Source organism: Nocardia sp. NPDC057227, from assembly GCF_042669725.1.
In the GTDB taxonomy this organism is placed as follows: domain Bacteria; phylum Actinomycetota; class Actinomycetes; order Mycobacteriales; family Mycobacteriaceae; genus Nocardia; species Nocardia asteroides_A.
Map to the genome: position 1 here is coordinate 127,277 of NZ_JBHUXA010000010.1, position 18,288 is coordinate 145,564.

The 18,288-nt window shown below is 73.1% G+C and carries 18 protein-coding genes; 11 read left to right on the forward strand and 7 right to left on the reverse strand.

From position 1 onward, the window contains the following. Positions 1–3: 3 nt before the first annotated feature. Positions 4–588, reverse strand: coding sequence for a hypothetical protein (locus ACFUJ1_RS16360; RefSeq protein ID WP_378646308.1), 585 nt, complete (start codon positions 586–588; stop codon positions 4–6). Further along, a complete protein-coding gene (locus ACFUJ1_RS16365; protein WP_378646310.1) occupies positions 585–1,244 on the reverse strand; it encodes a TetR/AcrR family transcriptional regulator in 660 nt (219 codons plus the stop codon). Before ACFUJ1_RS16365 ends, ACFUJ1_RS16360 begins: the two co-directional genes overlap by 4 nt. A 322-nt stretch (positions 1,245–1,566) precedes the next feature. Here ACFUJ1_RS16365 and ACFUJ1_RS16370 point away from each other — a divergent pair, with 322 nt between their 5' ends. Continuing rightward, positions 1,567–3,666: an AMP-binding protein gene (locus ACFUJ1_RS16370; RefSeq protein ID WP_378646312.1), complete on the forward strand. Its 2,100-nt coding sequence runs from the start codon at positions 1,567–1,569 to the stop codon at positions 3,664–3,666. Positions 3,667–3,670: 4 nt separating this feature from the next. Here the strand turns inward: ACFUJ1_RS16370 and ACFUJ1_RS16375 are convergent, their stop codons facing one another. Beyond that, positions 3,671–3,928 carry a hypothetical protein gene (locus tag ACFUJ1_RS16375; protein WP_378646314.1) on the reverse strand — a complete coding sequence of 86 codons (258 nt, stop codon included), beginning with the start codon at positions 3,926–3,928 and terminating at the stop codon, positions 3,671–3,673. An 83-nt stretch (positions 3,929–4,011) separates the two neighbouring features. Further along, on the reverse strand, positions 4,012–4,800 hold the full coding sequence (locus ACFUJ1_RS16380) for a DUF4253 domain-containing protein (protein WP_378646316.1): 789 nt from the start codon (positions 4,798–4,800) through the stop codon (positions 4,012–4,014). A 135-nt stretch (positions 4,801–4,935) separates the two neighbouring features. On the opposite strand from ACFUJ1_RS16380, the gene ACFUJ1_RS16385 reads away from it, so the two are divergent. From ACFUJ1_RS16385 to ACFUJ1_RS16395, 3 genes are all read left to right on the forward strand, one after another. Continuing rightward, on the forward strand, positions 4,936–5,289 hold the full coding sequence (locus ACFUJ1_RS16385; protein WP_378646318.1) for a hypothetical protein: 354 nt from the start codon (positions 4,936–4,938) through the stop codon (positions 5,287–5,289). Between the two features lie 64 nt (positions 5,290–5,353). After that, positions 5,354–6,016 carry a class II aldolase/adducin family protein gene (locus ACFUJ1_RS16390; RefSeq protein WP_378646320.1) on the forward strand — a complete coding sequence of 221 codons (663 nt, stop codon included), beginning with the start codon at positions 5,354–5,356 and terminating at the stop codon, positions 6,014–6,016. After that, positions 6,009–6,944 (forward strand): carbohydrate kinase family protein, encoded by a 936-nt coding sequence (locus tag ACFUJ1_RS16395; protein ID WP_378646322.1) that lies wholly within the window; start codon positions 6,009–6,011, stop codon positions 6,942–6,944. The genes ACFUJ1_RS16390 and ACFUJ1_RS16395 overlap by 8 nt, the downstream gene beginning before the upstream one ends. 1 nt (position 6,945) lies before the next feature. On the opposite strand, the gene ACFUJ1_RS16400 is transcribed toward ACFUJ1_RS16395, so the two are convergent. After that, positions 6,946–9,102, reverse strand: coding sequence for a glycosyltransferase family 39 protein (locus ACFUJ1_RS16400; RefSeq protein WP_378646324.1), 2,157 nt, complete (start codon positions 9,100–9,102; stop codon positions 6,946–6,948). Between the two features lie 69 nt (positions 9,103–9,171). Continuing rightward, positions 9,172–10,308, reverse strand: coding sequence for an erythromycin esterase family protein (locus ACFUJ1_RS16405; protein WP_378646326.1), 1,137 nt, complete (start codon positions 10,306–10,308; stop codon positions 9,172–9,174). Positions 10,309–10,389: 81 nt separating this feature from the next. On the opposite strand from ACFUJ1_RS16405, the gene ACFUJ1_RS16410 reads away from it, so the two are divergent. The 7 genes from ACFUJ1_RS16410 to ACFUJ1_RS16440 all read left to right on the forward strand — a co-directional run bounded on the left by ACFUJ1_RS16410 (position 10,390) and on the right by ACFUJ1_RS16440 (position 16,973). Next, a complete protein-coding gene (locus ACFUJ1_RS16410; RefSeq protein ID WP_378646328.1) occupies positions 10,390–11,082 on the forward strand; it encodes a MerR family transcriptional regulator in 693 nt (230 codons plus the stop codon). A gap of 217 nt (positions 11,083–11,299) precedes the next feature. Further along, positions 11,300–11,830 carry a lipoprotein LpqH gene (locus ACFUJ1_RS16415; protein WP_378646330.1) on the forward strand — a complete coding sequence of 177 codons (531 nt, stop codon included), beginning with the start codon at positions 11,300–11,302 and terminating at the stop codon, positions 11,828–11,830. Between the two features lie 183 nt (positions 11,831–12,013). Then, complete coding sequence (locus ACFUJ1_RS16420) at positions 12,014–13,297, forward strand: diguanylate cyclase domain-containing protein (RefSeq protein WP_378646332.1); 1,284 nt, start codon at positions 12,014–12,016, stop codon at positions 13,295–13,297. After that, a complete protein-coding gene (locus tag ACFUJ1_RS16425) occupies positions 13,297–13,992 on the forward strand; it encodes a class I SAM-dependent methyltransferase (RefSeq protein ID WP_378646334.1) in 696 nt (231 codons plus the stop codon). The genes ACFUJ1_RS16420 and ACFUJ1_RS16425 overlap by 1 nt, the downstream gene beginning before the upstream one ends. Continuing rightward, positions 13,989–14,819 carry an ATP-grasp domain-containing protein gene (locus ACFUJ1_RS16430; protein ID WP_378646336.1) on the forward strand — a complete coding sequence of 277 codons (831 nt, stop codon included), beginning with the start codon at positions 13,989–13,991 and terminating at the stop codon, positions 14,817–14,819. Before ACFUJ1_RS16425 ends, ACFUJ1_RS16430 begins: the two co-directional genes overlap by 4 nt. Before the next feature lie 28 nt (positions 14,820–14,847). Continuing rightward, positions 14,848–15,867, forward strand: a complete 1,020-nt coding sequence (locus ACFUJ1_RS16435) for a zinc-binding dehydrogenase (protein WP_378646338.1) — start codon at positions 14,848–14,850, stop codon at positions 15,865–15,867. 176 nt (positions 15,868–16,043) lie between these two features. Beyond that, entirely contained in the window at positions 16,044–16,973 is a 930-nt protein-coding gene (locus tag ACFUJ1_RS16440; RefSeq protein ID WP_378646340.1) for a LysR family transcriptional regulator, read from the forward strand. A gap of 4 nt (positions 16,974–16,977) precedes the next feature. On the opposite strand, the gene ACFUJ1_RS16445 is transcribed toward ACFUJ1_RS16440, so the two are convergent. Continuing rightward, the gene (locus tag ACFUJ1_RS16445) at positions 16,978–18,273 is read right to left on the reverse strand and encodes an acyl-CoA dehydrogenase (RefSeq protein ID WP_378646342.1); all 1,296 of its coding nucleotides are present in this window, start codon (positions 18,271–18,273) and stop codon (positions 16,978–16,980) included. Positions 18,274–18,288 lie beyond the last annotated feature (15 nt).

Here is an 18,288-nt window from a genome sequence, read left to right on the forward strand (position 1 = left end):
GGGTCAGGCGCCCGCGCCGCCCGCCCAGGGCGCGCAGGCCCATTCGCGGTCCCAGGCGCGCGAGCGCCTGCGGTCGAGGGCGAGCCGCGCGGCGAGGTAGCCGCCACCGCACACCGTCAGTGCGGTGAGCAGCACGCCTGCGGTGAGCAGGACCGCGCGGCCGAGCGGCCTGGCCGCCTGCGGCGGCTCGACCGGCTCGCCCGCGGCGTTCAGCCAGACGGTCACCTCGCCGCCGGGCGTCAGCAGCCCGGTGGCGCGGTGCACCGAGGTGCGCTCGGCGCCGTCGAGCCCGGTGAAGCGCACGGTCGCGCTGGAAACCGGGGCGTAGAGCGGCGCGTGCTCGGCGGTGAGCACGGTGGCCCGCACCGGGTGCAGCTTCGCCTGCTCGGCCGCGGCCGCGCGCACCTCCGCCCGGTACACCGGCCCGGCGACCAGCAGCGCGGCCAGCGGCAGCGAGGCGAGGAAGGCAAGCAGCAGCAGCGCGGCGAGCACCGTCTGCATGCGGTCCTCCGGGCGGCGCATGGGGTTGCGGTCCAGCCCGGCGCGCCTGCAGGTGCGGCGCAGCGGGCCCGTCTGCCGGACGCTCATGTCAGGGACTCCTCGGGAAGACGGCCCGCCGCATCGGCGACGAGCAGCAGGTGCGCGTCGAAGAACTCGCCGACCAGGCGCGGCAGCGCGTCCGGGTCGTCCCCGGTCGCCCAGGTCTGGAAGGCGGCGAGCAGTACTCCGGAGCCTGCCGCGACGGCGGCGGCCGGGCGCCGGTCGACGGCGGGGTCGACGCCGAGCCGCGCGGCCAGGATCTCGACGGCCGCGCGCTGCCCGGACAGCCGGATGCGCTGGTAGCCGGTGAAGAGCCGCGGCTCGCTGTCGAAGCGGCGGAAGACCACCCAGCGCCGGGTCCACAGCGGGACGTCGCCGTCGCCATGCCCGGCGGCGGCCAGCCAGACCTCCACCGCGCTGCGGTAGGCGAGCAGCGGGGGTTCCAGCGGGGGCCGGTCGCGCAGCGCCGCGTTGAACACGTCGACGTCGCGGTCGATATCGCCGAGCACCGCGTCCTCGATGGAGGCGAAGTGCCTGCTGAAGGTGCGCCGGGTGACCCCGGCCCTGCCCGCGATGTCCTCCACCGCCACCCCGGCCAGCCCCCGCTCGACCAGCAGGTCGAAGGCGGCACGCGAGAGCGCGGTCCGGCTGCGCCGGGTGCGCTGTCTGCGGCCGTCGAGGTCGACATCGTCGTCGCCACTCATGCCCGGAGTGTAGCGCGCTATTGTCCCGCGGAGACATAACTTCGCCGAACCGGCCCGGCAGTGTCATTTCACAACGAAACACGGGCCGCCGCGGTATCTTTCACGAATTTTGCGGAATTGGTCCGGCTTCCCCTCGGGCAAATTATGCGCCGCTTTCTCCGTCCGAGACAGTGAAACGGCGTTCCTGCCCCGGAATTTCACTCTCTCCGCCAGCCTGACCAGGGATGACGGGACGGCACTTGACCAAGTGTGTGTGCACGGTTACAAATAAAATTCCCGCCGACCCGAGCTCTTCGAACCGGCCGACGAGAAGTGCAAGCGCTTGGTTACCGACGTTATCGACGTGGTCGCGGAGTTCCCGGTCGACCGCAAAGCAGTATCGGATCTTCTGCGGATCCCGGATACCTACCCGCGGCTGTTCCCCGGCATCGGCGCGTGCGACCCGCTGGAGACGGTCGAGGGCGATCCGGTGGTCCGCTTCCGGGTCGGCACCCCAGCGACCGAGATCCGCACCCACGTGGTGCGGATGACCTCCGCGCGCGACGGCGACAGCATCGAGCTGCACTGCCCCGCGCAGGGCAGCTTCACCTCCATCCGGCTGGAGGGCGACCAGCACCGGACCCGGGTCACGGTCACCTTCTTCGCGCCCGCGCGCATGCACCCCGGCCTGGCCGACCTGCCCAACTCCGCGGTGGTCGACTGGGCCGTCCGCGGCCTGAAGCGGGTGGCCGACCTGCTGCTCGGCGCTCCCACCTCGGTGGCGGTCAACGGCGAGGATGCCCCGCTGCGCAGGCGCGCCGACATCGCCAGGCAGGTGGTGGCCGGCGGCGTCCTGCGCACCTACCGCCCGGACTCCGCGCTGCGGCAGTGGCGCAGGCTCGCCGAGTACGGCTTCAACCTGGCGGGCGGGTACGCCTCCGGCGCGGTCCGGGTGCCGAACCGTCCCGCCGTCGTCGACGCCTGGGGCTCGCGGACCTTCGCCGAGATGCACCGGCGCACCGAGCTGCTCGCCGCCGCCATGGCCGAGGCCGGGCTCGGCGCCGGTGACGCCGTCGGCATCCTGGCCCGCAACCACGGCGCCATGGTGGAGACCATGGTCGCCGCGGGCAAGCTCGGGGTGGACGCGGTGCTGCTGAACACCGGGCTGCCCGCGCGCCGGATCGAGGAGATCGTGCAGCGCGACCGGCTGGAGGCGCTCTTCGTCGACGCCGAGTACGACCACCTGGTGCAGTACCTGCACACCGACCTGCCCCGGTTCCGCACCGAGAACGTGCCCGGCGACGACTGGAACGTCACCACCGAGGACCTGATCGGCGACGGGCACCGCGAGTACCGCAAGCCGGTGCAGCCGGGCAGGCTCGTCGTGCTCACCTCCGGCACCTCGGGCACCCCCAAGGGCGCGCGCCGCCCGCACCCGAAGGGGTTCGCCACGGTCGCCGCGCTGATGTCCCGGATTCCGCTGCGCAGCGACGAGAACATGCTGATCCCGGCGCCGCTCTTCCATACCTGGGGGCTGGCCGCGCTGCAGCTGAGCACCGCGATCCGGGCCACCGTCGTGCTGCCGGACCGGTTCGACGCCGAGGAGTGCCTGCGGCTGGTGCACGAGCACCGGATCACCACGTTGATCGTCGTGCCGATCATGGTGAACCGCATCCTCGACCTGCCCGCAGGCGTGCGCGACCGCTACGACACCTCCAGCCTGCGCATCGTCGCGAGCTGCGGCGCCCCGCTGGCCGGGGCCACCGTGCTCGACTTCATGGACACCTACGGCGACATCCTCTACAACGTCTACGGCTCCACCGAGGTCTCCTGGGCGACCATCGCCGACCCGGACGACCTGCGCACCTCCCCCACCACCGCGGGCCGCCCGCCGCTCGGGACCAGGCTCGGGGTGCTCGGCCCGGACCGCAAGCCGCTGCCGGTCGGCCGGATCGGGCGGGTCTTCGTCGGCAACCACATGCTCTTCGACGGCTACGTGAACTCCGCGCCGCCGGACGAGGCGGACGGCATGCTCGACACCGGCGACCTCGGCTACCTGGACGCCACCGGCAAGTTGTTCATCGCGGGCCGCGACGACGAGATGATCATCTCCGGCGGCGAGAACGTCTTCCCGCGCCCGGTCGAGGAGGCGCTGGCACACCTGCCGCAGGTGAGCGAGGTGGCGGTGGTCGGCGTCCCGGATCGGGAGTACGGCCAGCGGCTCGCCGCCTTCGTGGTGAAGCGGGAGGGCGCCGGGCTGGATTCGGACATGGTGCGCAACTACGTGCGGCACCGGCTGAGCCGCTTCTCGGTGCCGCGCGACGTCACCTTCCTGAGCGCGCTGCCGCGCGGCGAGACCGGCAAGATCCTCAAGCGGATGCTGGTCGGGGCCGGGGGTGACCCGCCCCTCCCTCCCCCGGCCCTGGGGACGGCGATGCCCTGATCGATCAGGGCAGCTGAGCGCGCCCGACCCGGAGGTCGGGAACCGGCAGTGCGGACCCGGGGCACAGCACCAGCGAATCGCCGGGGGCCGCCGGGAGCGCGCCCCGGCGGGGCGGCTCCTCGGCCGCCGCGAGGACCGGGAGCCCGTGCCACGGGCGGTCGCACCAGCTGTGCGGGCAGCGCGGAAAACGGTCGCCGGTCAGCGGTTCCGGCGCGAGCCGGCCCAGTGCCTGCAGGAAAGTCCCCGACCTGCCCATGGTCATCACCCCGTCTTCACCGGTCGCTGCCTTGCACCCGATCGAGTGTCATTCTGCGGGGTTGGCAACTGATCCGCAACCATGCCGGGTCAGTCCCACCAGAGCCGCCAGATCGGCCGGAGCAGCCGCTCGGCCACCCCGTCCAGGGAACCGTAGTCCTGGTGCACCGCGTCCGGGCAGTACGCGAACGCCTCGCGCGCCGCGGCCAGCGCGGTCTCGCGGCCGGGCAGGGGGGTCTCGTGCCGGAACCAGATCGTGTCGAAGCCGATGGCGAGCAGCTCGGCGCGGTACAGGTGCTGCCAGCGGCGTAGCACCGCGGCGTGGTCGGCGCCGTCGAGGTCGGCGTTGCAGGCGCCCTGCCAGCCGAGCCGGGCGGGCACCAGCCAGGGCGCGGCCGCCGGGACGAGGGCGATGCGGTCGAACTCGTCGCCGATGATCGCCCAGGTGTCGGCCCAGTCGAAGCCGTCGTAGCGGTCCGGGTCGTCGGCGTCGCTCAGGTCGATCTCTGCGCGCACCGGGTCGCCGTAGTCGCGGGTGGTGAGCAGGGCGGCTCCGTCCAGCGGGCCAGCCACGGCTTCCGGCTCGCCGGGGTGGTCGAGCGTGGAGCCCTCGATGAGGATCGGCCGGAAGCCGGTCTGCTCGAAGCGGTCACGGAAGGTGCGCCACAGGTCGCAGGCCGGGTAACCCGACGCCACCTCGGCCACCCACACGCTGCCGCCGTCGAGTTCGGTGCCGGGGACCGGGGTGAATCCGGCGGCGCCGAGTTCGGTGTCGGCGGTGAGCAGTTCGCGCAGTGCGGCGTCGCGGCCCGGTGTGCCGGCGTGGGCCGGGACCGAGGGGTCGGGAACGAAGCGCGGTGCGGTGGTGTCGATGGTCATGGGGCCCCTCCGGTCGGCGATGTGCGGCGACCGTAGCGGGCGGGGGTGACAGGCACGGAAATGTCCGCGGGGGCGCGGGATATCGCCGGTAGGCTCGATATCGTCGCGCGCGGGCGCGGAACGGGGAGGGATCACATGCTGTACGTACTGGCGGCGTTCGTTCTGGTGTTCGGGATCGGGCTGGGGAGCGCGGTCCATCCGGTGGCCGGGATCGCGCTGATCGTGCTGGCGGCGCTGCTCGTCGTGCTCGCGGTGGTGCGGTCGCAGCGGGGGCAGGCGCAGTGGCGGTCGGCGTCCCGGCGGCGGGCCGGGCGGGACAGTGCCTGGGGCGCGGGCTTCCTCATCGATGGCGGCGGCAATCACGGTCACGGTCACGGTCACCACCACGACGGTGGCGGCTCGAGCGACGGTGGCGGCTCGAGTTGCGGTGGTGGTGGCTCGAGTTGTGGTGGTGGCGGTGGCGGCTGCGGTGGTGGCGGCGGCAGCTGAGCCGCCGCACGGGCGGCCCGCGGCGCGGTAGGTTCCCGGTGAACTCACCGACGAGGAGCCGCGCATGACCGATGCCGATCTGCGGGAGCGGGTCGCCGCCACCGCCCGCCGCCTGGCCGCGGAGGGGCTGCTGATCGGCACCGCGGGCAATGTCTCGGCGCGCTCGGGCGACCGGATCGCGGTCACCGGCACCGGGGTCGTGCTCGCCGAGTGCACCGCCGACACCGTCACCGAGGTCGCCCCGGACGGCGCGATCCTGGCCGGTCGGCTGCGCCCGACCTCCGAGCTCGACCTGCACCTCGGCATCTACCGCGACACGCAGGCGGGCGCCGTCGTGCACACCCACGCCCCCGACTCCACCGCCGTCGCCTGCCTGGCCGGGCTGACCGCGCTGCCCGTGCTGCACTACCAGCAGTTGCTGCTCGGCGGCGCGACCCCGATCGCGCCGTTCGCCCCCTTCGGCACCCAGGAGCTGGCCGCGCACGTCCGCGCCGCGCTGGCGGGCAAGCAGGCGGCGCTGCTGGCCAACCACGGCGCGGTCGCGCTCGGCGACACCCTGGAGCAGGCGCTCGACAACGCGCTGCTGCTGGAGTGGGCGGCGGCGCTGTTCGCCAGGACCACCGCGATGGGCAGCCCGCGCGTGCTCACCGCGGCCGAGCAGGCCGCCGTCGTCGAGCAGGCTGTCCGCCTGCGCTACGGCACGATCCAGGAGAACCCGGATGACTGAACTCACCATCGCCACCGTCGGGATCCACGTGCTCGACGTGCACGTCGTCGGCATCGAATCGATTCCGCGCGGGTCGGACGGCGCGCTGGTCGAGTCGATCGGCGTCTCCCCCGCGGGCACCGCGGGCGGCACCGCGGTGGTGCTGTCCCGGCTCGGCGCGCGGGTGCGCACGCACGGCGCGGTCGGCGCCGACCCGCTCGGGCAGACCCTCACCGCGCTGCTCGGCGGCTACGGCGTCGACACCGGCGGGCTGATCACCGCGACCTCCGCGCAGACCTCGGGCTCGGTCATCCCGGTGCGTCCCAACGGGGACCGCCCGGCCTGGCACTGCGTCGGCGCCAATGCCGCCTTCACCCCCGCCGACCTCGCCCCGGACGCGCTCGACGGCATCGACCACCTGCACCTCGGCGGCCCCGAGTTCCTCGGCGGGGAGGCGGCCGGGCAACTGCTCTCCCTGGCTCGCGAGCGGGGCATCGGCACCTCGGTCGACATCCTCGCCCCCGGCGATCCCGGGCTGCTGCAGTGGATCGCGGGCGCGCTGCCGCACACCGACTTCCTGCTGCCCAACGACGAGCAGGTGCGCGGGTTCACCGGCACCGACGATCTCGAGGCGGGGGCAAGGGCGCTGCTCGAGCACGGGGTCGGGTGTGTCGCGCTGACCCGTGGTGCGGAGGGCGCGCTGGTCGTCACGCCGGAGACCACGGTCGAGGTGCCCGCGTTCGCCGTCGATGTCGTCGACACCACCGGGTGCGGGGACGCCTTCTCCGCCGGGTTCGTCACCGGCTGGCTGAGGTACCGGGATCTCGGCCGGGCGGCGCGGCTCGGGTGTGCGGTGGCGGCGCAGGTCGCGCAGGGGGTCGGCACCGGAGCCGGGGACTACGACTTCGCCCGGGTCGAGGAGTTCGCCGCGGTGGCCCCGACGCGGTAGGTCACCTCGGGGCGGTGAGGTCGTACAGGGTGACGTCGCCGAGCTGGATCGGGGTGAAGGTGTCCCGCACCCACTCGGTGATCCGGGTGCCTTCGGAATCCCGGTTCCGGCCCGGTCCGACGCCGAGGAACCAGTGGATGTCGCCGTCGGCGACGTATTCCCGGAAGGTGGCAAGGGTGGGCGAGGGGTCGCCGCCGGAGAAGCCGCCGATCGGCATGACCGGGACGTCGGCGGCGAGCTGGTAGTCGGCGGCGGTCATCGAGGCGACGGTCGCCGCGGGCCAGCGGAAGCTGCCCGCGTCGGCGCGGAGTTTCGCGATCACGCGCGGGTCGGGCGGGGCGCCCATCGGACCGCGACGCCCCGGATCATGTTGCGCAGCCCGGTTCGGAGCCGCTCCGCTCGCCGGACCGCCCGCGTCCGAGCCCGGCGCTCCTCCGGGCCCACCGGTCGACTCCGGTCCTCCGCCGGGCCCACCGCCGGGCCCACCGGTCCACTCCGGTCCACCGCCGGGCCCACCGGTCCACTCCGGTCCACCGCCGGGCCCACCGGTCCACTCCGGTCCACCGCCGGGCCCACCGGGCCACTCCGGTCCACCGCCGGGCGCTCCGGGCCACTCCGGTGCACCGGAGGGCGCTCCGGGCCCGCCGAAGGGCACGCCCGCGCTGCCCGGCATGCCGGGCGGCGCACCATCCGGCCCGCCACCGGGCGGCGGGCCCGGGAACCCGCCCCCGGTGTCCGGCCCGGCCAGGACGATGCCGCCCCGGTGCGGACTCGACACCGTCTGCAGCACATACGCGACCGGCCCGGCCAGCCCCCCGACCGCGACGGCCGCCACCGTCGCGACCACGGCAGCCCGCTGCCGGAACCCGCCGAGCAAGCCGACAACCGCGAGTACCGTCGCCGCGACGATCACCCATCGCAACCAGGGCACGAACCCCTCGGCCCGCCCGAGCAGCACGAACGCGGTCACCCCGGTCGACAGCACCGCCACCACCAGCGCGACCCGCACCCACACCACGTCCCGCGAACGCCACCCCAGCACCCCGCCCGCACCGATCGCCCCGGCGAGCGCGGGCGCGAGGGCGACGGTGTAGTACTCGTGGAAGATCCCGTGCATGAAGCTGAACACCACCCCGGTGACCAGCCCCCACACCCCGAACAACACCAGCGCAGCCCGCCGCGGATCCCCCCGCTCGGCCCGCCCGCACAGCACGATCCCCACGACCACCAGCACCACCGCGGCCGGAACGAACCACGCGATCTGCCCGCCGACGGCGGCGTCGAACAACCGCCCGATCCCCGGCGCCCGCCCGAACGGCCCGCCACCGGGCGGCCTTCCACCGGGTTCGACCGTGCCGAAGTTCCCCAGCCGATCCAGCCCGTTGTACCCGAGCGCCAGCTCGATGGTCGAATTGTGCTGCGAGCCGCCGAAATACGGTCGAGTTCCGGCGGGCCGGAGCAGCGCGATCAGCAACCACCACCCGGCGCCGAGCACCAGCCCGCCCGCGGCCGCGAAGAGCCGCGCGACCCGCCGCGGGATCCCGCCGCGCGCCGCCATCAGGTAGGTCGCCACCAGCGCGGGCAGCACCAGCATCACCTGCAACTGCTTGGCCAGGAACCCAAGCCCGACCAGCACTCCGCAGAGCATCAGCCACCGCACCCGGTCGTCCTGCACCGCCCGCAGCATGGCCCAGCAGGCGGCGAGCATGAGGAACACCAGCAGCGCGTCCGGATTGTTGAACCGGAACATGAGCGCCGCCACCGGCGTCACCGCCAGTACCAGCCCCGCCACGAACCCGGCCGCCGGACCGAATCGCCCGCGCACGATCACCCACAGCAGCGCCACCGACCCGACCCCGAGCAGCACCTGCGGCAGCAGCATGCTCCAACCGGAGAAGCCGAAGAGCCGGGCGGAGAGCTCCATCGGCCAGAGCGCGGCCGGTGTCTTGTCGACGGTGATCGAGTTGCCCCAGTCCGAGGAGCCGAAGAGGAACGCGGTCCACGACTTCGTGCCGGACTGCACCGCGGCGGCGTAGAAGCTGTTCGCCCAGCCGTTGGCGCTCAGGTTCCACAGGTAGACCAGTGCGGTCCCGGCGAGCAGGGCCGCGAGCGCGAGCCGTTCGCTCCGGCGGTCGGGCGCGAGCGCGGTGGATGACATTCGTGGATTCTGCTGGCGGAGCTTGGCAATGACCTCCCGGCTCCCTGGGAGTTTCCTGGCAATGCCGGGTCAGCGGTCGAGCACGGCCCCGCTGTCGAGGTACAGCACGCCGTCGGCCGCGTCGACGAGGGACCGGTCGAGCGGGGCGTAGCCCTGGTCGGGCCTGGTATCGGTGCGGGTCGGGGCGGGCGCGACCGTCGCGGTCAGCCCCCACGTCGGGAACTCCTGCCGCAGGGTTCCCTCGTACGTGCCTGGCTCGGGCGCGCCGAGCCGGAGCGCTTCGCTGCTCCCGAGACCCCCGAGCAGCACCCGGTACCGCGCGCCGAGCAGCGCATCGGCGATGGCGCCCGCCGACGACCAGCCGAGCTCCATCCCCGCCATCCGCATGCTGCTCGGATTGCGTTGCAGGTGCGCGTTGTTCGCGAAGACCAGGGTCGGACCGCGGTCGGCTTCCAGGTCGCGGATGTGGATGAGGTTCCTGGCCATGATCTCGTCCCTGGTGGCGAGCAACCCGGAGATCCGAGCGCTCTCCCCGACCCGCCGCGCGGCTTGCCGGTGGTAGCGCAGCAGCCCGATCCCGGCGGTGAGGTGGGTGCGGGCCCGGTGCCAGGCGGCGCGGGAGGTCGCCGCGATGAGCTCGGGGGCGCGGGCGTGCAGGGTGCCGAGCAGGTCGTCGGCCAGGGCACGCAGGCGGGCGGCCTCGGCGCTGTCGCCGATAGATCGGTTGGCGTCCAGGATGGCCTCCGGCCGGTCCCAGCGGTCGTCCGGGCCGAAATCGGTTCCGGGCAAATCGATGTCGAGGTATCCGGCGGCGTACTCGAGGTACCGGCGCGGGCTGGGCGCGGTGGTGTTCTCGGTCGGGGCGTCGAAGCCGTGGAAGGAGAGGCGTTCCCCGGCAGGGCGGCCCTCGTTGTACGCGCGCATCCGGGCGACCAGCTCCCGGTTCGGTTCCAGTGCTCCGAAGCCGTGCGAGAAGCCGACGCGCAGTACGTCGTCCGGCGTCCCGGTGCCGTCCCGCACGAAGTCGTCGACCGCGAGCGCGGCCACCCGGTCGGTCTCCAGCGCGATGGAGCGGAACCCGAGCCGCACGAGGGTGGCGAAGAGGTCGTTGCGGAGATGTCCGAAGGCGGGCTCCTGATGGGTGGGCTCGCCCAGTCCGAGCAGCGTGCACGACGGGGTGAGGAAATCTCGGATGTCCTGACTCATGTCACTGAATCGTATCCTTGAACGAGCGGGTGAAGGTTTGTCGATCAACACCGTCGATCCGGGAGGTAAAGTCTCCAATCGGTGACAACACTCCGCCCCTCCCACCTCGCCCGCGAGCACGGTATCTCCACCCAGGCCGTCCGCAACTACGAGCGCGACGGCTTCCTCCCGCCCGCCGAGCGCACCCCCAGCGGCTACCGCATCTACACCGAGCACCACGCCGCCGCGCTGCGCGCCTACCTCGCCCTCGTCGCCGCCACCGGCCACGAATCGGCGGGGCGGATCATGACGGCACTGCACGCGGGGGACGTGGACCTGGCACTGGCCGTGCTCGCCGACGGGCACACCCGCTTCCTCCGCGACCGCGACACCCTGGACCAGGTGCGCCGGGCGATCGGCCACCTCACGGCGCGCTCCGAACACCAGGGAAGCTCCGGCGTCCGCAGCATCGGCGAACTCGCCCACCGGCTCCGGCTCAGCCCCGCCACGCTCCGCACCTGGGAGCGTGCGGGCATTCTCGTTCCGGTCCGGGATCGGGCGACCGGGCACCGGATCTTCCGGGCGGCCGATGTCCGCGATGCCGAACTCGCGCACCTGCTGCGCCGCGGTGGCTATCCGCTGCGGCACATCGCCACGGTGGTGGACCAGGTCCGCACGGCGGGCGGCACCGGGGAACTCGCCGCCGCGCTCGACGGCTGGCAGCGGGCACTCACCGCACGCGGCCGCGCCCTGCTGCGCGCGGCGGCCAGGCTGGACGCGTACCTCGAAGGGTGAGCGGGCGTGTGTGTCCCGACCGGGCCGGGAGTTGAACCCGGGAGACCGATAACCGGCCGGATCCGGCCCGCTCGCAGTCGACTGTAGAGCACGCGGCGCGGCGGTGACCACGCCTTTTCTCGGAAACCTGGGATCGGTAGGGCGCGCAACCCTCCTACCTTCATCTCAACGGCCGAACCGGAAGCCGGACAACCCGAGATCGAAGGAACGAAAACCCATGCGCACCAACACCAACCGCTTCGCCGCCGCCACCACCGCCGCGGCCGCCGCCCTCGCCCTGCTCGTCACCGGCTGCAGCGACAACAGCACCGACAACCCGGCCCCCACCAGCAAGGCCGCGCCCGCCGCCCCCGCCGCGGGCAACTCCACCGCCGAGGTCGACGGCAAGACCATCGACGCCCGCTTCGACACCACCTGCGCCAAGCAGGGCGGCACCCTGGCCCTGGCCCTGACCGACCTGAACAACACCACCTACGGCAACTTCAGCGTCTCGGCCACCCTCCAGGGCGAGGACAGCGTCCAAGCCGTCGCCATCGCAGGCACCAAGGGCGGCAGCAACGGCACCCCCTACGCCGTCGGCTACGGCGCAGGCGCCCCCGGCGGCTCGGCGAAGGTCACCAAGAACGGCACCACCTACACCGTCACCGGCGAAGGCGTCGGCGGGGTCGACCTCACCGACCCCCTCGCCGGCCCGAAGAACATCCCCTTCGAGATCACCTTCGCCTGCACCACCGTCGTCGGCGGCTGAACCGCCGATCCCGGTGTCCCCCTGGGGTACCGGGGTCGTTGCGGTTCCGGAACCCGCGGCGGGCCGCGCTGCTATCCTGGCGGCTCGCCGGTCGGCTGCCCGCCCGGCGGGGAACGCCATCGGCCGCAGCGCGGCGGCACCTTCGATGGTGTGCTCGTGCGATGCTCGAAGGGTCTGGTTGACGTGACGCGCGGCGAACGCTCCATCTTCGCTCGGTCGTGGCGCGAGGCGGTGAGCGCCACCGGGGTCGCGCTCCCCGAGGTCGTGTTCGAGGCGCTGACCGGCCACGCGATCCGCGATCTCACCGCCGAGCCGTTCGCGCCCGCCGTGGGCGCCGGGCTCGGCGCGGCGCTCGTCGACGCCGGGCTCACCGATCCGGCCGCGCCGATCGCCTCCGCGCCGGTGCTGCTCGCCATCGCGGGCAGCGTGGGCCGGGCCGAGGTCGCGGCGGGGTATCTGGTGGCACTGGGTCAGGGGCATCAGGCGCGGCGCACCGAATCGGTACTCCCGGACGAGCGGGCGCGCCGGCTCCGCATCCTCTTCGACAACTCCGCCGCCGCCATCGCCATCGGTGACACCGAGGGCCGCATCCTGGAGGCCAACCGCAGCCTCGCGGACATGATCGGCATCGCCCCCGACGCGCTGGACGGCATCTCGGTCTACGACTTCGCGCACCCCGACGACCACGAGCACATCCGCACCCTGCTCTACGAGCAGCTGATCCCGGCCGGGAAGGGCACGGTCTCGCTCAAGCAGCGGCTGGTGCGGGCCGACGGCTCGATCGGCTGGATGAACATCGGCATCACCTTCGCCAAGGGCACCGCCGAGGGCGACCCGGACTACCTGGTCGCCGTCGGCGCCGACGTCACCGACCAGTACCGGCACCAGGCCGAGCTGCACCACCAGGCCAGGCACGACCCGCTCACCGGCCTGCCCAACCGCAGGCACCTCATGGAGACCGTCAACCGCTACAGCGCCACCGCCGACGAGGGCGCGCTGGCCGGGCTCTGCTTCCTCGACCTCAACCGCTTCAAGCAGATCAACGACCGGTTCGGGCACACCGTCGGCGACCGGGTGCTCTCCGCGGTCGCCGCCCGCCTGCACGCCGACACCCGTGAGCACGGCGACCACCTGATCGCCCGGATCGGCGGCGACGAGTTCGTCGCGCTCATCGCCCCGCCCACCACCGCCGAGCGGGTCGCCGCCATCTCCCGGCGGCTCGCCGCGGTCTTCCGCGAACCGGTGCTCGCCGACGGTCACCGGCTGCCGGTGACCGCGAGCATCGGCACGATCACCACCCGGATCGCCCGCAACGGCGCCGAATCGCTGCTCGCCGCCGCCGATGCCGGGCTCTACTACGCCAAGCGCAATCGCTCGTCCGAGCCGGTGCCCGCACCGGACCCGAACGCCTTCGATACCGCCGCGGCGTTCGAGCTGGCACAGGCCGTCACCCGGCCCCTGCGCTGATGACCGATCCCCGGCTGCTCGCGCACGCGGCGCTTGAGCAGTCGTCCGTGGTGGCGAACAACGCGATGAATCGCGAACGTGGGCTCTCCGGGGTGAACAGCTACACCCGCGACCTCGGATTCGACCCGTTCGCCCTGCTCAGCTCGCGACTGCCCGCCGCGGTGAGCTGGGTCGACGTGTGCTGCGGGTCGGGGCGAGCGCTACTCGAGGCCGAAGCCCGGTTCGCCGCCGAGCTCCCGGACGCCGACGTCACGCTGCTCGGCATCGACCTGGTCGGCTACTTCCAGAGTTCACCGCGAACCTCCCGGCTGCGACTCCGCACCGCCAGCGCGCACGACTGGCACCCCGCACACCCCGCACACCCCGCCGACCTCGTGACCTGCGTACACGGACTGCACTACATCGGCGACAAACTAGCCCTCCTGACCACCATGGCCGGCTGGCTCACCCCCGGCGGAACCCTCGCCGCGCACTTCGACCCCGGCAGCATCCGGCACCGCGACGGCTCCTCGGCGGCACGCCACGTTCTCGCCGAATTCCGCGGCGCCGGAGTCGAATACGACAGCCGAAGGCATCTCGTCACCGCACGCGGTCCAGCCGCGCCCCGATTCCCGGCGACCTACCTCGGCGCCGACGACACCGCGGGCCCCGGCTACACCGGCCAACCCGCCGTCACCTCGCACTACGACTGGTGACCGCACGGCCCGATCCGTCATCCGCCCGCCATCGACGGAGTTCGCCCCTCCTTTCTGTGAACGGATACAGCATGCTCACGACCGCATTCCTCCAGTACGCAGGCAGCGGCCCCATGCGACACGAGGAACAGCTGCTGGCGGAAGGGCTGCGACGACGCGGCATCCCGGTGCGGTACTACACGGTCAAACGCATCCTGCGCCGTCAGCTGCCGCTCGGTCCGGACACCTTCATCGCGGGCGACACAGACGCGATGCACGGAGCCATGCGGCAGCTCGGAATCCCGCTACCCGCTCCCGACGACTACCCGGGCAGCTTGCGCGAGTTCCTCCGCCGAAAGGTGTGGACGTCGACGCTCGGCGAAGTCGAGCGCGCGCTCGGCGACGGTTCGCTCCCACCGACCTTTGTGAAGCCCGCCGAACGCCGCAAGGGCTTCACCGGTGCCGTCTGTTATTCGGACCGGGACGTCGCGCAGCTCGGCCCGGTGAGCCGGAGACAGCGGGTGTGGTGCTCCGAGGCCGTGAAATGGCTCGCGGAGTTCCGCGTCTACGCGTTCGAGCAGCGGGTGGTGGCAGTCGACAGGTACGCCGGTGACCGATCGATTCAGCTCGATATGGAGGTCGTGCGGACGGCCGTTGCCGCCTACCGCGCATCCGGGGAGGCACCGACCGCCTACGGCATCGACTTCGGCATCCTGGCGAACGGCGAGACCGCCCTGGTCGAGGCGAACGACGGGTACGCGCTCGGCGCCTTCGGCATCACCGCGGACGACTACACCGAACTGGTCGTCCGCCGCTGGCGCGAACTTCTGGAATCCGCCGAGACGTGACGCGGATTCGGTGGACGATACTCGAGGTATGAAGCGACTGCTGCTGACCGGTCCCGGCGCGCTTGCCTGGGAGGAGACCCCGGAACCCGTTCTGACCGAACCGGATCAGGCGCTGGTCCGGCCGATCGCGGTCGCCACCTGCGATATCGATCCGGCGGTCCTGCGCGGCAGATTCCCGCTGCCCGGCCCGTACCCGTTCGGGCACGAGGGGGTCGCGGAGGTGGTCGCGGTGGGCGACGAGGTGCGCGCGGTATCCCCCGGCGATCGGGTGGTGGTGCCGTTCCAGATCTCCTGCGGCACGTGCGAACCGTGCACCGGGGGCCGCACCGGCAACTGCGCGAGCCACCCACCGCTCTCCACCTTCGGCCTCGGCACGCTGGGCGGGCTCGCCTGGGGCGGGCTCTGGGCCGACCTCGCGCTGATCCCGCACGCCGACGCCATGCTGGTGCCGCTGCCTGCGGGCGTCGACCCCGCCACCGTGGCCAGTGCCAGCGACAATATCCCGGACGCGTATCGCGCGGTCGGCCCGCAGCTGGCGGATCGACCGGGTGCGGATGTGCTGGTGGTCGGCGGCGGCGGAGCGCCGTCGATCGGGCTGTACGCGGCCGGGCTCGCGGTCGCGCTCGGCTCGGAGCGGGTCGTCTACACCGACAGGTCGCCGGAGCGGCTGGCGATCGCGGCGGCGCTGGGCGCCGAGGCCGTTGCGGGGGATCCGGGAAAGGAGCTGGGCCGGTTCCCGATCACGGTGGAGGCGCGCGGCGGCGGGCAGGCGCTGCGGGCGGCGATCGAGGCGACCGGGTACGACGGCTGGTGCATCAGCGTCAGCGTGCAGTTGGAGGATGTCGCGCTGCCGGTGTTCGGCATGTACAACCGCTGCTGCACCTTCCACACCGGCCGCGCGCACGCCCGCCCGGCCATCCCTCGGGTGCTCGACCTGGTCGCCGCGGGCCGCTTCGATCCCGCGCTCGTCACCACCGCCACCGTGGCCTGGGACGACTCCGCCGAGGCGCTGCTCGACACCCCGCTGAAACTCGTCGCCGTGCGCTGACCGGCCTTCCTTCGGACGCGAGCGAAAAGAACTGTCGCCGAATTCATTTATCACCCTCGATCGGGTGCCCACAAGGTTTGCCATCAGGGGGCCGAGAGCCCTGGTGGGGCCGGTTTTCCTGTGCCAGTATCCGAATCCGGACGGAAATTCCCGGCCCTGTTCGAAGAAGGCCACCCATGTTGAACCTGCGTCGTCTGCTGCTGCTCCGAGATCTGGCCGAGCTCGGCACGGTGACCGCGGTCGCCGAGCGCCGCAGCATCACCAGTTCGGCGGTCTCCGCACAGCTGCGGGTGCTGGAGGACGAGGTCGGCGCGGTGCTGTTCCGGCGCGAGGGGCGCAATGTGCGGCTCACCGCGAGCGGTGAGGTGCTGGTCGAGCACGCCCGCGCCATCATGCGCGACGTGGACGCCGCGCTCGGCGCGGTGGCGGCGACGCAGGAGCGCACGGCGGGCCGGATCGCGCTCTCCGGCTTCGAGACCAGCATCGCGAGCTTCGCCGGGCCACTGCTGCAGCGGCTCGGCCAGGACCGGCCGGAGCTGCAGATCCGGGTGGTGCAGGCGGACACCCCGACCTCGCTGCGCGCGCTGCGGCACGGCGATATCGACGTCGCGCTGATCTCCCGCCTCGACTTCCACGCGGGCGACCCGCTCAGCGGCCTGCACGCCGAGGAGCTGCTGCGCGACCCGCTGGTGCTGCTCGCCCCGCGCCCGCTGCACCGGCACCTGCGCACCCTCGGCCTGCGCGCGGCCACCGAGGAGCCGTGGATCACCGGCCGCCCGGAGACCGGGCTGGCCGAGGCGCTGGTCCGGCTGGGTGAGCAGGCCGGGTTCACGCCGCAGGTCACGCACCGGGTGATCGGCGCGCCGAACATGTGCCAGCTGGCCGCGACCGGGATCGGCCTCACGCTGGTCCCGCTGCTCTCCGTGCCCGCCGCGCTGCGCGGGCTGATCGTGGACGGCGTCGATGTCGGCGGCCGCTCGATCAGCGCGGTGCACCGCGAGGGCGCGGCGGGCAATCCGGCGATCGCGCTGGTCATGCGGACCCTGCGCGAGGTCGCCGAGGAACGGACCGACGGCACCGGCGACCTCCTGCACGCCGCGTCCTGAACCCCTACGGCACCACCGCCAGCCGCGGCCCCTCCGCGCCCGGCTCCTCGGCGGCGACCAGGCTCGGCGCCACCCCGACCGCGGGCTGGTGCAGCGGCTCGGTGTCGTTGAGCAGGTGGTCGCCGAGCTGGCGCTCCCGGTAGATCACCGGGTTGTGCGAGGCGAGCGTGCGGGCATTGCGCCAGTGCCGGTCCAGGTGCAGGCTCTCGTCCAGGGCGGAGGCGCCGCCGACCTCGAAGATCTCGGTGGTGGCGCGCAGCACCAGGTCGATCACCACGGTCTGCGCCCGGTAGACGTCGAGCTCGGCGGCGAGCTCGAGTGCGTGCACGGCCGCCTCGGCCTCCGGGGTGCGCTGCTCGGCGGGGGCGGTGCGCAGCGCGAAGCGGGCGTCGACGGCCCGGTCCAGGGTGGCGGCGGTGCCGAGCACGATCTCCCGGACCGCGCCCGCGACCGCGTCCACCCGGCCGAGCACCTGCTGCACCTGGGGGTCCTCGCGCGGCAGGTCGGCGCTGGCCTGGCTGTAGGAGCGGCGGCGGCGCCGGACGAAACCGGCGGTGTCGTCCACCGCGCGGCGCACGATCCCGGCCAGCGTGGCCAGGTGGGTGAGCTGCAGTACCGCCAGCTGGCCCGCGTAGACCTGCTCGGTGGTGATCACCTCCTCCGGCTCCACCTCGGTGTCGGTGAAGATCGAGGTGCCGCTGGCGCTGGTGCGCTGGCCGAAGCCGGAGTAGTCGTCGAGCAGCCGCACGCCGTCGGCGTCGGTGCGCACCAGCGCGGTCACCCGTTCGCCGTCCTCGCGGACGACGGCCACCGAGATCCAGTCGGCGTAGAGGCTGCCGGTGCTGTAGTACTTCACCCCGGTGAGCAGCAGCCGGTCGCCGTCGGCGCGCAGCGTGGTCCCGGTGCGGCCGCGGATATTGCCCTCGCGCTCGCTGCTGGCATTGCCGACGACGGCGCCGTCGGCGATCCGGCGCAGCCAGCGCTCGCCGAGCTCGGTGTCGCGTTCCCGCCACCGGTCCTCGGTGAAGCGGAAGTGCACGCGCAGCGCCTGCACCAGGTTGGATTCGGCGGCGCCGAGCTCGATCAGCAGCAGGAAGAGCTGGCGCAGGGTGATGCCGCCGCCGCCCAGCTCGCGCGGTACCCGCAGCGCGCCGAAGCCGAGGTCGCGCAGCCAGCCCGCCTCCTCCAGCGGCAGCCTGCGGGTGGTCTCGCGGTCGAGCGCGCCGTCGGCGATCCGGTCGAACACCGGGCGGAAGCGGTCGATCAGGGCGGAGTCGGTGTACGGTTCCCGCTCGGTCATGGTGGTCTCCTGGCT